Genomic DNA, 12132 nt, shown 5'->3' on the forward strand with positions numbered 1-12132 from the left:
GTTCCGATTGGAAGATGAGACGCTCATGCCAGAGCGTCCTTTCGGTCCAGTCCGCCCATGCGGCAGACTTCGATCCATTCATCTTCCGTCACCGGTTGCACCGAAAGGCGCATCGAGGTGACGAGCGCCATTTTCTCAAGCTTCGGATTGGCCTTCACATCTTTCAGCGTTACCGGCTTCGGCATGTCGCGGACAGCCCTGATATCCACGCATTCCCAGCGCGGATCGTCCGTTGTGCTGTCGTGATGCGCCAGCGCACAGACCTCGACGATCCCGACGACTTCCAGCCCTTCATTGGAATGATAGAAGAAGCCCTTGTCGCCCAGTTTCATGGCGCGCATGTTGTTGCGCGCGAGATAATTGCGCACACCATCCCATTGCTCGCCTTTTTCGCCACGGGCTTTCTGCATTTCCCATGACCATTTGAAGGGTTCGGATTTGAACAGCCAGTAAGCCATCAGTCATGAGCCTCAAGCGTTGGCCGGATTGTTGATTGCCCAGTTCCACGGGCGCACGGTCACGTTCTCGAACAGCCCTGCCAATGCATAGGGATCATTGGCGGCGATCTTTTCCGCTGCGGCTTGGTCGGCAGCTTCCACAACGACCAGACTGCCGTTCGGTTTGCCGTCTTCCCCAAGGAAGGGGCCTGCGAACTTCAACCCGTCACCAAGAGCCTTGAGATAATCGAGATGGGCCGGGCGCGTATCGAGGCGCACTTGCAGATGGTCCGGCTTGTCGTTGCACAGAAGAGCAAAAAGCATTGTCAATCGTCCTTTCCGTTGGAGCATGGTCTTGTCCGAAAACCGTTTCACACTTTTCGGGATGCGCCCTAGAGCATGTCTCCCGAAAGTGGGAACCGGTTTCGGGTCAAAGACATGCGATAAAACAAATAGATAGAGCATTTCCAATGATTCAATCAAAAAAGGAAATGCTCTAGTTGTTTAGTCCTCGGTCTTGAGTGGTCGGTTGAGCAGAGCCGTCACGGCTTCGTCAATGGTGATGGTGCCGTCCAGCAGTGCGCCCGTCGCATCGATGATGGGGGCGGAGATGGCGTGTTTGCGGCATAATTCGGCGGCAATCGGCGCGGTGGCCACGCCTTCGGCGAGCGGGCGATTGGTGAGGTCTTCTCCGCGTCCAAATGCCAGTCCGTAGGAATAGTTGCGCGACTGCGACGAGGAACAGGTCAGCATCAGATCGCCAAGGCCGGAAAGGCCCATGATCGTTTCAGGCTTAGCCCCCATGGCCTGTCCGATGCGGCGCAGTTCCGCGAAACCCCGCGTGACGAGTGCGGCCTGCGCGCTTGCGCCAAACCCGCGCCCGACGGCGGCACCGGCGGCAATGGCAAGGACGTTTTTCAATGCGCCGCCGATTTCGACGCCTTTAAGGTCGGTCGTCGAATAGCAACGGAAAGCCGGGCCGGATAGAAGCGCTGCGAGCTGATCGGCGGTTGCCGCATCCTCGCAGGCAACCGTCACGGCAGTCGGCAGGCCTCGAGCAACATCCGTCGCAAAGCTTGGACCGGAGAGTGCGGCAATCCGGTGGTTCGGCAGAACCTCGGCCACCACTTCCGACATCAGCCGCCCGGTGGCGCGTTCTATCCCCTTGGCGCAAAGCACGACGGGCGCTGTTTGCGGAATGAGGCTGCTCAATTGCGAAAGCCCGGTACGCATGGCCTGGGCAGGAATGACCGCCAGAACGGCATCCGCACCATCTACGACCGCGGCAACATCCGTGCTTGCTTGAATAGCGACGGGAAGCGCGATTTCGCCCAGATAGCGCGGATTGCGCTGTGTCCGGTTGATGGCCTCGACCGTCTCGTCGTCGCGGGCATAAAGCCATGTGTCGTGGCCGCTGCTGCTTGCCATGGCCGCAAGGGCCGTGCCCCAGGCGCCGCCGCCCAGAATGGCAATCTTGCTGGTTTTTCCGCTCATGCCCCGACCGCTCATGCCTTAGCTCCGCGTCGTCCGGTGCCGATCAGCGGAGCTGATTTCTCATCAAGCGGCCAGCGTGAGCGCGGCGCGAGATCAAGCCTATCAGGCGCTCCGGTTGTTGCCCGCTCGGCACCAGCCCAGGCGATCATCGCGGCATTGTCCGTGCACAGATCGAGCGGCGGAGCGATGAAGCTGAAACCATGCCGGGCACAAAGACTTTCCAGCGCGGCTCGCAACGTCTTGTTGGCTGCAACCCCGCCAGCGACGACGAGCGCCGGTGTTTCACAATCGGGAAATTCATTTCTGAAACGTTCCAGCGATCGGCCCACCCGATCGGACAGCGTGTCGGCAACTGCAGCCTGAAAAGAGGCGCAAATATCGGCCACGTCCTGATCCGACAACGGCACCAGCTCGGTCGCCGTCTGACGCACGGCAGTCTTGAGGCCCGAAAAGGAAAAATCGAGCCGTGCTTCGCCTTTCAACGGTCGTGGCAGGGCGAATCGCTTCGGATCGCCCTGAAGCGCCATGCGTTCAACTGCCGGGCCGCCGGGATAGGGTAGGCCCAGAAGTTTGGCTGTCTTGTCGAAGGCTTCGCCTAGTGCGTCATCAATCGTGGTGCCAAGGCGTTCGTAATCGCCAATGCCGCGTACCAGAACCATCTGCGTATGACCGCCGGAGACGAGCAGCAGCAGATAGGGAAAAGCCAGACCATCGGTGAGACGCGCCGTCAGGGCGTGACCTTCCAGATGGTTGACGGCATAAAACGGCTTCTGCGCAGCCATGGCCAGCGCCTTGGCGGTCATCAGTCCGACGATCAGTCCCCCGATCAGTCCCGGTCCTGCCGTGGCTGCCACTGCATCGACATCGGTAAGCTTCATGCCAGCATCGTCCAGCGCCCGTTCCACCAGCCTGTCCAGCGCTTCCACGTGAGCGCGGGCGGCAATCTCCGGCACCACGCCGCCATAGGGCTCGTGCTCGGCGATCTGGCTCAAAACCACGTTGGACAGAATCCGTCCTTCGCCCCGATCGCCGCGTTCGACGATTGCGGCGGCTGTTTCGTCGCAACTTGTTTCTATTCCAAGAATGCGCATTTGCGGTTAGACCCTGCCTGTCTCATAATTCATTGAAAAATCCGGTACCATGGACGACGCAATATGCAAACAGCATCCTTGAAGAATGGCACGTTGAAGATAGGCACGCGGGGCAGCAAGCTTGCTCTCGCCCAGGCTTACGAGACGCGTCGCCGCCTGATGGAGGCACATGGTCTTCCGGAAGAAGCCATAGAAATCGTTCCCATGTCGACGGCGGGCGACCGCATTCAGGATCGCGCGCTTTCCGAAATCGGCGGCAAGGGGCTTTTCACCGAAGAAATCGAGCAGGCGCTGACGGACGGGCGAATCGATCTCGCCGTCCATTCGACCAAGGATATGCCGACGGTCCTGCCGGACGGTCTTCATCTTTCCGTTTTCCTTGAGCGCGAAGATCCGCGCGATGCTTTTATCGGCCGCACGGCCTCTCGGCTTCTCGACCTGCCGCAAGGAGCGACGGTCGGATCGTCATCATTGCGTCGTCAGGCCCTGATCCGTCGCCTTCGACCCGACATACAAGTGGTGATCTTTCGCGGCAATGTCGATACCCGTCTGCGCAAGCTGGAAGCTGGCGAAGTCGACGGGACATTTCTCGCCTGCGCGGGGTTGCGGCGTCTGGGCCTTGGTGATGTCATTACCGAGTTGGTCGATCCGGAAAGCTTTCCGCCCGCACCGGGACAGGGCGCCATCGGGATCGAGACTCGTATCGGGGATACACGCATCGATGCGCTGCTGGCGCCTCTCGCACATCGCGAAACAGGTATAGCCCTTGCCTGTGAACGGGCGTTTCTGGCTGCCCTTGACGGTTCCTGCCGCACGCCAATAGCGGGTCTCGCAACCGTGGACGGCGATAGGGTTTCATTCCACGGCATGATCCTGAAGCCGGACGGGTCTGAGGCGCATGAAATAAGGGCTGAGGGTCCGGTATCGAATGCCGCCGCACTGGGTAGGGAAGCAGCAGAGCGGATACGCGCCAAGGCGGGTCCGCAATTCTTTGAAGGCTGGGAGTAGACTTGACGGGGCGGGCGCACGCCATTTCGCTCGGCCGTGTTCTGGTGACGCGGCCACAGCCAGCTGGCTCTGAGACCGCCGCAAGACTGGTGTCTGGGGGCTATGAACCGGTTCTGCTTCCGCTGAGCCGGACCATTGCGCTTTCCTTCGCTTTCCCCGAAGGCTCATTTGCGGCTTTGACAGTGACGAGCGCCAATGCCTTTCGCCATCTGGATATGGAACGGCTGAAGCCGTTTCTTGGCTTGCCGCTCTTTGCCGTGGGGCAGGGAACGGCACAGGCCGCACGGAAGGCCGGTTTCGGCCACGTTATCGACGGCGGCGGCGATGCGGTTCGGCTTGCGGCGACCATGCAGCGCGAACTTCCCGAACAGGCCCGTATCCTTTATCTCGCCGGAAGGGTGCGCCAGCCGGTTTTTGAAGACGAAATGAAGGCTGCGAAACTTGATATGCATGCCGTCGATGTCTACGACACCGAGGCGATCGCTTATACGAGCGTGGCACTTCGAAATGCGCTGGGCGACACGCCTTTTGCCGCAGTCATGCTCTATTCCGGTGTTGCAGCGACGAGCCTCGTGGCTGCGATGCGCGAAATCGAACCGCCTTTTGACGAGAAAACACGATTCCTGTGCATTTCGGCCCGTGTAGCTGGCCGATTGCCGCCGGTCTGGCGGGCAAATGCGCTTGTTGCGGACCATCCCGATGAAGAAGGACTTTTCCGGCTGTTTGCCAAACTTTGACTCATTTTGGCGCAACCTTCCTTCATCTGGCGATTTTATCTGCTAGAGTTTGAGTCAACCAATCGGCACTTTCGAGAGGATCCATGGCGAAACCCGGCACTCCGCGACATTCCAAATCGGCCCGTAATCCCGTGACGATCAATCTCGATCCCTCGGATGTGAAGCGGGTTGACGAACCAGCGAAGGCAACGCCAGACGCGGAGCCGGTGGGAAATTTTTCAAAATCCGAGAGCCCGAAGCCGGAAGCTGCAAAGCCCGTCCCACCCAAGGCGGAATCGTCAACCGCCGAAAAGACCGTGAAGACGGAAAAGCCTGAAAGTGTGGCATATGCGAAACCGCCCTTTACGTCAGGTGTGAAACCAGAAATCCCGCAGCCTGCACAAAAGAACGGCGCGGGGGCGTCGCATCTCCTTGCCGGTATTGCGGGCGGCGTGATCGGGCTTGGCGGTCTGCTGGCCCTGCAATGGGGCAATGTTATCCCGTCTCCGGGGGCGAAAGTGACGGCGGAACAGCTGGCGCATATGGAACAGCAGATCGCCGATCTGCGGAGCAATCCGGCACCGGCGCCACTCGACGATGCAAGCCGCGCGCAGCTTGCAGCTCTGGAAAAGAACGTGCAGGCAGCCGAAATCAAGGCGGAGGCAGTTGCAGGTTCCTTTGCCGATCTCCAGCAGCAAATGGCGGCATTGCCGAAGGAAACTGGCCAGCAGGCCGCAGCCGATACGTCTGCTCTGACAGAGCGACTCGACGCGCTGGAAACCAAGCTTTCAGCCGCGCAAAACAGGGCCGATGAGGCGACAGCCGGAGTTACGGGAAATACCGGCACGATTTCATCGCTCGAATCGAAACTGACCTCCTTGCAGGAAAAGGTCACTCAGGCTTCCCGGCAGCCGGATGCGACGGTGCTGATAGCAGCCAACGCGTTGAAAATGGCGATCGATCGCGGCGGTTCGTTCAAGGCGGAACTCGACACTTATGCGTCGATTGCACCGGATGAAGCCTCCATCGAACAGTTGCGCGCCCACGCCGACAAGGGCGTCCCGACTGTTGCAGACCTGAATGCGTGGTTCGGTGCCGTCGCAAACCGGATTGTTGCAACAGAGAACAAGCTGCCTCCAGACGCCGGGATTTGGGACCAGCTTGTCGCCAGCGCCAGAGGATTGGTCAGCGTGCGCCCTGTTGCTGGCAATGTCAGCGGCACCGGCGTCGGCCCGATCACCGCCCGTATGGAAGCTGCCCTTCAGGCTGGCGATCTGGAGCGCGCGCTCACCGAGTGGGAACAGTTGCCTGCCGATGCCAAGGTGACTTCGCAGGAATTTGCCGATCAGATGCGGGCGCGGCGTGATGCCGATGCGCTTGTGCAGCGACTTGTTGCCGACAGCTTGAAACCCAAGGCGTCCGCAGATGAAACCGGCGGGGCTCCGGCCTCTTCCGGCCAATAGGAGACGAGCCGATGCTGCGGGTCCTGTTCTATCTCGTCATCGTTGCTGCCCTTGGCTTCGGCTTTGCCTGGCTTGCGGACCGTCCGGGCGAACTCGATGTCACTTTCGCGGGCAACCACTACAATGTGCCGCTGATTACCGCCGTTGCGGGGATCGTTGCCATCGTCGCGGCAATCCTCATCCTGTGGTGGCTGGTCAAGAGCATCATACAGTCCCCTTACACGCTGCGCCGTCATTTTCGTGCACGCAAGCGAGACCGGGGCTATCAATCGCTTTCCACCGGACTGATCGCAGCCGGTGCAGGCGATGCCGAAGCCGCGCGCCGCATGACGAAGCAGGCAGGCCAGTTGTTGAGTTCCGATCAGGAGCCGCTGATAAAGCTTCTGGAAGCACAGACGGCCATGCTCGAAGGGCGCACGGAAGATGCCCGCAAGGGTTTCGAGGCGATGGTGGACGATCCCGAGACCCGGCTGCTCGGCTTGCGTGGACTTTATATCGAAGCCCAGCGCGTGGGCGCTCGCGATGCCGCCCGCCATTATGCCGCCGAAGCCGCCGCCCAGGCCCCGCAACTCGAATGGGCTTCGTCGGCCGTGATAGGCCAGCTTTGTGCCGAGGGCGACTGGGATGCCGCACTGAAGCTTGTCGATGCACGCAAGCAGGCGCTCAGCCACGGCAAGGACGTGGTGAAGAAAGAGCGCGCCGCGCTTTTGACAGCCAAGGCAATGGCGGTCGTCGATGTCGATCATGCGCAGGCGCGGACGCTTGCGCTGGAGGCGAACAAGCTCGCACCCGATCTGGTTCCCGCCGCCGTGGTTGCTGCGCGTGCGCTATTTTCCGATGGTGATATCCGGAAAGGTTCAAAAATTCTGGAAGCGGCCTGGAAACGCTTTCCGCATCCTGACATTGCCTCAACCTATGTCTATGCCCGATCCGGTGATACGGCACAGGATCGCCTGAAGCGTGCCAAGCATCTCGTATCGTTGCGCTCCAACAATGCCGAGGGCAGTCTCGCCCTGGCGCGTGCGGCTTACGAGGCTGGCGATTATCGGTCTGCCCGCGACAATGCCGAGCAGGTTCTGCGTGCGTCGCCGCGCGAAAGCGCCTATCTGCTGCTTGCTGACATCGAAGAAGCTGAAACCGGCGATCAGGGCAAGGTTCGTGAATGGCTGGCGCGCGCCGTCAAGGCACCGCGCGATCCTGCCTGGACCGCCGATGGCTATGTTTCCGAACAATGGTCGCCGGTATCGCCTGTTAGCGGACGGCTGAACAGTTTCGAGTGGAAGGTTCCTGTGGTGGAACTGGCCCCGGTTATCGAGGCGGAGAAACCCGAAATCAAGGGACCGGTGGAAAACAAACCGGTCAATCAGATCGTTCTGGCAGAGCCGGGGGAAAAAGCCGGGGTCACGGCAGCTGCAGTGCGTGCCGAAAACAAGCCGATCGTTCGCGATGTTGAGGAGGCTGTGGTCATCGTGCCAGCAGCCGAGCCAGTCAAGGGGCCCTCCGTGCCTCCGGTGCCCAAGCTCGACGAGATGAAGCCGCCTGTGCCTGTTGATGTTACCGGCGCAAGTGATTCAGAGGATGGGCAGCATCACGCGCATATCGTGGTGGATGATCCGGGCGTCGATGAAGGCCAAACTGCTCAAAAGGCGCAGAGCGGATTGCGGCTATTCTGATTCTGCCCCGCTGATCGTTGCCGAAAAACAACGCAGCGCAACTCTTGGACGCTAAACGGTTGTATAGGCCGCTTAGCGCCTTGCGCGGCGTATCCAGCCCGTTACCTTCAATCTTGCTGATGAAATATGCCAACGCCGCCGATACGGTCGGCAAACTCTGAATGTGGCAGCGAGGTTGAATGTTCGATCGTCTTCTGGATTTTCTAAAAGAACTTCCGGCCAGCGGTTTTCGTGACCGGAATGAAAAATTTTCCAATGACGACCCGCGACTGGCTGCCGCTGCCCTGCTTTATCACATCATGGATGCTGACGGTGAAACGCGTGAAAGCGAGCGCAAGAAGCTCTCTTCAATGTTGTCGCTGAAATATGGTCTGAAGGGCGACAGTCTGAAGCGGCTGATCCGTGCAGCCGAAAAAGCCGATCAGGAAGCAATCGATCTGTCGGATTTCACGTCTGTCCTCAAGCGGCAGCTCGACTATCAGGCTCGCCTCGACCTGATCGGCCTGATGTGGGAAATGGTTTATGCCGACGGCAAGGTGAGCGAAGTCGAGGCAGACGTGATGTGGCGGGTGGCCGAACTGGTCGGCATCCGGCAAGATGACCGGAATGCCATAGAGGATCGCATGGACAAGGCGAACCGGAGCACCTCCGCCTCCTAACTCCCGGCATTTCAAATGATCAGGTCCGGCCTTGCAGGTGCCGGGCCTTACGCAGTTGCGGGAACATCGCAGCCCAGGCGATGGCAACGGCGATCGATCCCAGTCCGCCGATGACAACGGCGGGAACGGCGCCGATGGCCGCAGCCATCAGACCAGCGCGGAATTCACCCAGTTCGTTCGATGCGCCTACGAAGACCATATTGACCGCATTGACGCGGCCGCGCACGTGATCGGGCGTCCACAACTGCATCAGCGTTTCCCGGATATAGACGCTGATCATGTCAGCGGCGCCCGCAAGCGCAAGGGCAACGACCGACAGCCATGTCAGTGTAGAAACGCCGAAAATAATATTGAAGAAGCCGAAGAGGCCGACAAAGACGAACATCACGCGGCCAGCATGATCGCGGATCGGGTGTCCGGCCAGCCAGATGGCGGTCAGAACAGCGCCAATGCCGGGAGCGGAGCGCAGCAATCCAAGCCCCCACGGCCCGAGATCGAGGATATCGCGCGCATAAATCGGCAGCAGTGCCACTGTCCCGCCGAGAAGAACGGCGAAGAGATCAAGGGAAATCGCGCCGAGGACAATCTTTTCCTTCCAGATGTAGCGGAACCCGGCCAGCATGCTCGTCAGCGACCGTTGTTCGGCGAGCGTGTGCTGCTTTGGCTTGGGGATGGAGAAGATCAGGACCGAACCGATGAGCAGAAAGACAGTTGCGACGGAGTAGGCCGCCACCGGCGAAATGCCGTAAAGCAGGCCGCCTGCGACCGGACCGACAATGGTAGCCACCTGCCATGCGGAGGAGTTCCATGAAACGGCGTTGGCGAAATCCTCCGTCGGCACGAGGTTGACCACGAGCGAAGCTGAGGATGGTCCGAGAAACGCACGCGCCACGCCAAAAAGTGTCAGTGCCGCAAAGACGGTAAGGGGCTCAAACAGACCTGCGAGCGTCAGACCGAGCAGCAATGCCGTCACGATGCTTTCCAGGATGAGCGAAAGACCCATGATGAAGCGTCTGCCGAAACGGTCGGCGGCGGCGCCGGTCACCAGAACGAGCAGCAGCGACGGCAGAAACTGCACCAGCCCGACCATGCCCAGATTGAAGGCGTCGCGGGTCAGATCATAGATCTGCCAACCCACAGACACACTTACGATCTGGACCGCAAAAGCGCTCAGGAAACGGGCGCCCCAATATTTTTTGAAGGCAGAATGCCGGAACGCTGCGTAACGATCAGCAGAAGAAGCGTCGGTTGTGGGGGACATTGCTCATAACATCTGAAGCATTTCCAGCAAAAGTGCGAAGCGATCTTGTGTTGGACAATGCGGGACAACAAGAAGATAGACGTTACTTACAGCATCCTTCCCATGATCGGAACCACTTTTGTGAACTATTTTGTAAGGCAGGAACTGGAAAATTGCGGTGCGGCCTGAAAGCAGAAAAGGCCGGTTTGAACCGGCCTTTCCTTGTTGTTGAGGGTTGTCGTTTCGGATCAATCCTTGCCGAGCAGGCCCTTCCAGATGATCGCGCCAATGGCAGCGCCGATGAGCGGTGCAACCCAGAACAGCCAAAGCTGACCGAGTGCTGCCGTTTCGGCAAACAGAGCCACACCCGTCGAACGAGCCGGGTTGACGGATGTATTGGTGACTGGGATCGAAATCAGGTGAATCAGGGTCAAGCCCAGGCCGATGGCAATCGGAGCAAAGCCAGCCGGTGCCAGCGACGAAGTGGAACCCAGAATGATGATGAGGAAGAAGGCAGTCAGAACGATTTCGATAAGCAGTGCTGCCATCATGCTGTAGCCGCCGGGCGAAAGCTCGGCATAACCGTTCGAAGCAAATCCTCCGGCGGTGAAACCGTCCTTGCCGGAAGCGATCAGGAAGAGTACGGCCGCAGCCGCGATGGCGCCCAGAACCTGCGCAACCCAGTAAGGGATAAGGTCTTTGGCCGGGAGACGGCCCGCCACCATGAGTCCCAACGAGACGGCGGGATTGAAATGGCCGCCGGAAATGCCGCCAACGGCATAGGCCATGGTAAGCACCGTCAGACCGAAGGCGAAGGCTACGCCGAGAAAGCCAATGCCCAGTTCAGGAAAGGCCGCAGCGAGGACTGCGCTGCCGCAGCCTCCGAAAACGAGCCAGAATGTGCCGAAAAATTCAGCCGATAATTTGTTCAGCATGGAAATCCCCAGGGTTGGTGTAGTGAAACTGCTGCATGCGAATCATTTAGCAAGAAGCATATAATCCCCTTTTTCTTTCAACAATAATGTTTAACTTGAACTTCGGCGTTTGTTTCCTGTGGATTTGTCCTGTCGTTCCAGTAAACAGGAAGGCTATTCTTCTTATATTCGAATTTGCTTTTATATCTGTTCTAAACCGGGTTTCTGCGGACATTCAACCGCGCTCAGCCGAACTTTTTTAAAGCCGTCAACCCAGTTCAGCTATATTGCGGAACGGTGGCGCGGCACGTTATAAGCATTGAGGTCGAACGGGCGACGCTCTCCAGCGCAGAAGCGATTGGCGGGTGGTTTCGCGGGGCAGATTGGAGTTGTCAGCCTTGAACACTCATCGTGGGACGAAAGCGCAAAGGCTCGTTTCAGGGGCGGCCAAAGTCGTTCCGATCGTTGCGGTCCTGTCCGGCTGCACGGCGACGGCATGGACGGAAAAAGTGAAAATCGACAGTACCCCCATGCCGACTGAATGTGCAGGCTGGCAGAAGATCGATCTCAAACAGCGCACGACATTGGTCCTCCTGCGTGAAGATCCGCGCCTTGTGGTCGAGATCGACTCGCACAATCTCAAGGGCCGCAATCTCGGCTGCTGGCAGTAGCAAACAAGTCAGATCGGGGTTGTATGGGCCGCGCCTGCTAAGCCCGGTCCGCCAGCCGAACGTCGACTTTTTCGATGGTGCCGCGCAGGGCTGGCAGCATCGTCTCGAAGTCGATAGATTCGCCCGGTTTCAGCATCGTTTCTCCCGAAGCCAGACGGCGTTCGCGTTTGCTGCCGTCGCTATAGGTAATCATGACGATCAGCGGGGGAGCAGGGCGTTCTTCCGATGTGGTGTTCTGAATGCGGCCCCCGACGCTGAGAACATCGTGGTTCTCACGCATATTGGTTTTGAGATCGGTCAGCTGAAGTGCCGAAACCAGCGGCAGCATCGATTGTCCGCCGGAAGCGGGCTTGTCGGCAAGCAGCGTATCTCCGCCTGCAATCCAGAAAGCGGTTGTCGCGCAGAGAGCGACGAGAACCCAATATCCGAACCCCGGCCATTCGCTGGCCGGACGGGTTTCCGACAGGAACTGCCGCGAAGCGGGCGGCTTTTGTGCGATGACGGGGAAGGGGAATTTTCGGCGAGGCGAAACCGGGACGATGGTTTCGAATTCGGCATCCTCGACGGGACCGCGACCGGCGGCAAACCACGCCGCGGGATGGCTTTCACGCGAAGGCGTACGCGACGTCTGCGCTGTTGATGGTCGTTTCGCCATCATGACGACATCTTCCTTTGCGTTTTCGCCCCTTCGACCGGTGTCATACACTGGCTCATAATGGTTAATGCTTCATGGCCGATGCAACGGTCACGCATTTTTTAAGGCTCG

Annotated in this window: 13 protein-coding genes; 6 read left to right on the top strand and 7 right to left on the bottom strand. The window is 59.2% G+C overall.

Going from position 1 to position 12132, the window contains the following annotated elements; translation table 11 throughout:
- Positions 1-23: 23 nt before the first annotated feature.
- The 4 genes from ACOWVS_RS11360 to tsaD form a co-directional block, all read right to left on the bottom strand.
- Entirely contained in the window at positions 24-458 is a 435-nt protein-coding gene (locus ACOWVS_RS11360; protein ID WP_063619752.1) for an EVE domain-containing protein, read from the bottom strand.
- A 12-nt stretch (positions 459-470) separates the two neighbouring features.
- On the bottom strand, positions 471-761 hold the full coding sequence (locus ACOWVS_RS11365; protein WP_063619751.1) for a YciI-like protein: 291 nt from the start codon (positions 759-761) through the stop codon (positions 471-473).
- A 180-nt stretch (positions 762-941) separates the two neighbouring features.
- Positions 942-1931, bottom strand: a complete 990-nt coding sequence (locus ACOWVS_RS11370) for an NAD(P)H-dependent glycerol-3-phosphate dehydrogenase (RefSeq protein WP_063620049.1) — start codon at positions 1929-1931, stop codon at positions 942-944.
- Between the two features lie 11 nt (positions 1932-1942).
- Positions 1943-3022, bottom strand: coding sequence for a tRNA (adenosine(37)-N6)-threonylcarbamoyltransferase complex transferase subunit TsaD (gene tsaD / locus ACOWVS_RS11375; protein WP_063619750.1), 1080 nt, complete (start codon positions 3020-3022; stop codon positions 1943-1945).
- A 63-nt stretch (positions 3023-3085) separates the two neighbouring features.
- On the opposite strand from tsaD, the gene hemC reads away from it, so the two are divergent.
- The 5 genes from hemC to ACOWVS_RS11400 all read left to right on the top strand — a co-directional run bounded on the left by hemC (position 3086) and on the right by ACOWVS_RS11400 (position 8541).
- Entirely contained in the window at positions 3086-4030 is a 945-nt protein-coding gene (gene hemC / locus ACOWVS_RS11380; protein WP_063619749.1) for a hydroxymethylbilane synthase, read from the top strand.
- Between the two features lie 2 nt (positions 4031-4032).
- A complete protein-coding gene (locus ACOWVS_RS11385; RefSeq protein WP_063619748.1) occupies positions 4033-4767 on the top strand; it encodes a uroporphyrinogen-III synthase in 735 nt (244 codons plus the stop codon).
- 83 nt (positions 4768-4850) lie between these two features.
- Positions 4851-6209 carry a COG4223 family protein gene (locus ACOWVS_RS11390; protein ID WP_075041800.1) on the top strand — a complete coding sequence of 453 codons (1359 nt, stop codon included), beginning with the start codon at positions 4851-4853 and terminating at the stop codon, positions 6207-6209.
- 11 nt (positions 6210-6220) lie between these two features.
- Positions 6221-7882 (top strand): heme biosynthesis protein HemY, encoded by a 1662-nt coding sequence (locus tag ACOWVS_RS11395; protein ID WP_063619746.1) that lies wholly within the window; start codon positions 6221-6223, stop codon positions 7880-7882.
- A 179-nt stretch (positions 7883-8061) separates the two neighbouring features.
- Positions 8062-8541 carry a TerB family tellurite resistance protein gene (locus ACOWVS_RS11400; RefSeq protein ID WP_063619745.1) on the top strand — a complete coding sequence of 160 codons (480 nt, stop codon included), beginning with the start codon at positions 8062-8064 and terminating at the stop codon, positions 8539-8541.
- A 19-nt stretch (positions 8542-8560) separates the two neighbouring features.
- On the opposite strand, the gene ACOWVS_RS11405 is transcribed toward ACOWVS_RS11400, so the two are convergent.
- On the bottom strand, positions 8561-9802 hold the full coding sequence (locus tag ACOWVS_RS11405) for an MFS transporter (protein WP_006467944.1): 1242 nt from the start codon (positions 9800-9802) through the stop codon (positions 8561-8563).
- Between the two features lie 227 nt (positions 9803-10029).
- Positions 10030-10716: an aquaporin Z gene (aqpZ, locus tag ACOWVS_RS11410; protein WP_021587451.1), complete on the bottom strand. Its 687-nt coding sequence runs from the start codon at positions 10714-10716 to the stop codon at positions 10030-10032.
- Between the two features lie 377 nt (positions 10717-11093).
- Between aqpZ and ACOWVS_RS11415 the strand changes: the two genes are divergently transcribed.
- Positions 11094-11366 carry a hypothetical protein gene (locus tag ACOWVS_RS11415; protein WP_021587450.1) on the top strand — a complete coding sequence of 91 codons (273 nt, stop codon included), beginning with the start codon at positions 11094-11096 and terminating at the stop codon, positions 11364-11366.
- A 37-nt stretch (positions 11367-11403) separates the two neighbouring features.
- On the opposite strand, the gene ACOWVS_RS11420 is transcribed toward ACOWVS_RS11415, so the two are convergent.
- The gene (locus ACOWVS_RS11420; RefSeq protein WP_210272946.1) at positions 11404-12024 is read right to left on the bottom strand and encodes a hypothetical protein; all 621 of its coding nucleotides are present in this window, start codon (positions 12022-12024) and stop codon (positions 11404-11406) included.
- Between the last annotated feature and the right edge of the window lie 108 nt (positions 12025-12132).

The organism is Brucella sp. IR068, assembly GCF_049065885.1.
Taxonomy (GTDB): domain Bacteria; phylum Pseudomonadota; class Alphaproteobacteria; order Rhizobiales; family Rhizobiaceae; genus Brucella; species Brucella intermedia.

What these genes read in the sequence shown, in the direction of transcription:
- ACOWVS_RS11405 (WP_006467944.1), bottom strand. Translation starts at nt 9,802, where the DNA reads ATGTCCCCCACAACCGACGCTTCTTCTGCTGATCGTTACGCAGCGTTC.
- ACOWVS_RS11360 (WP_063619752.1), bottom strand. Translation starts at nt 458, where the DNA reads ATGGCTTACTGGCTGTTCAAATCCGAACCCTTCAAATGGTCATGGGAA.
- ACOWVS_RS11420 (WP_210272946.1), bottom strand. Translation starts at nt 12,024, where the DNA reads ATGATGGCGAAACGACCATCAACAGCGCAGACGTCGCGTACGCCTTCG.
- ACOWVS_RS11390 (WP_075041800.1), top strand. Translation starts at nt 4,851, where the DNA reads ATGGCGAAACCCGGCACTCCGCGACATTCCAAATCGGCCCGTAATCCC.
- ACOWVS_RS11370 (WP_063620049.1), bottom strand. Translation starts at nt 1,931, where the DNA reads ATGAGCGGAAAAACCAGCAAGATTGCCATTCTGGGCGGCGGCGCCTGG.
- hemC (WP_063619749.1), top strand. Translation starts at nt 3,086, where the DNA reads ATGCAAACAGCATCCTTGAAGAATGGCACGTTGAAGATAGGCACGCGG.
- ACOWVS_RS11395 (WP_063619746.1), top strand. Translation starts at nt 6,221, where the DNA reads ATGCTGCGGGTCCTGTTCTATCTCGTCATCGTTGCTGCCCTTGGCTTC.
- tsaD (WP_063619750.1), bottom strand. Translation starts at nt 3,022, where the DNA reads ATGCGCATTCTTGGAATAGAAACAAGTTGCGACGAAACAGCCGCCGCA.
- aqpZ (WP_021587451.1), bottom strand. Translation starts at nt 10,716, where the DNA reads ATGCTGAACAAATTATCGGCTGAATTTTTCGGCACATTCTGGCTCGTT.
- ACOWVS_RS11365 (WP_063619751.1), bottom strand. Translation starts at nt 761, where the DNA reads ATGCTTTTTGCTCTTCTGTGCAACGACAAGCCGGACCATCTGCAAGTG.
- ACOWVS_RS11400 (WP_063619745.1), top strand. Translation starts at nt 8,062, where the DNA reads ATGTTCGATCGTCTTCTGGATTTTCTAAAAGAACTTCCGGCCAGCGGT.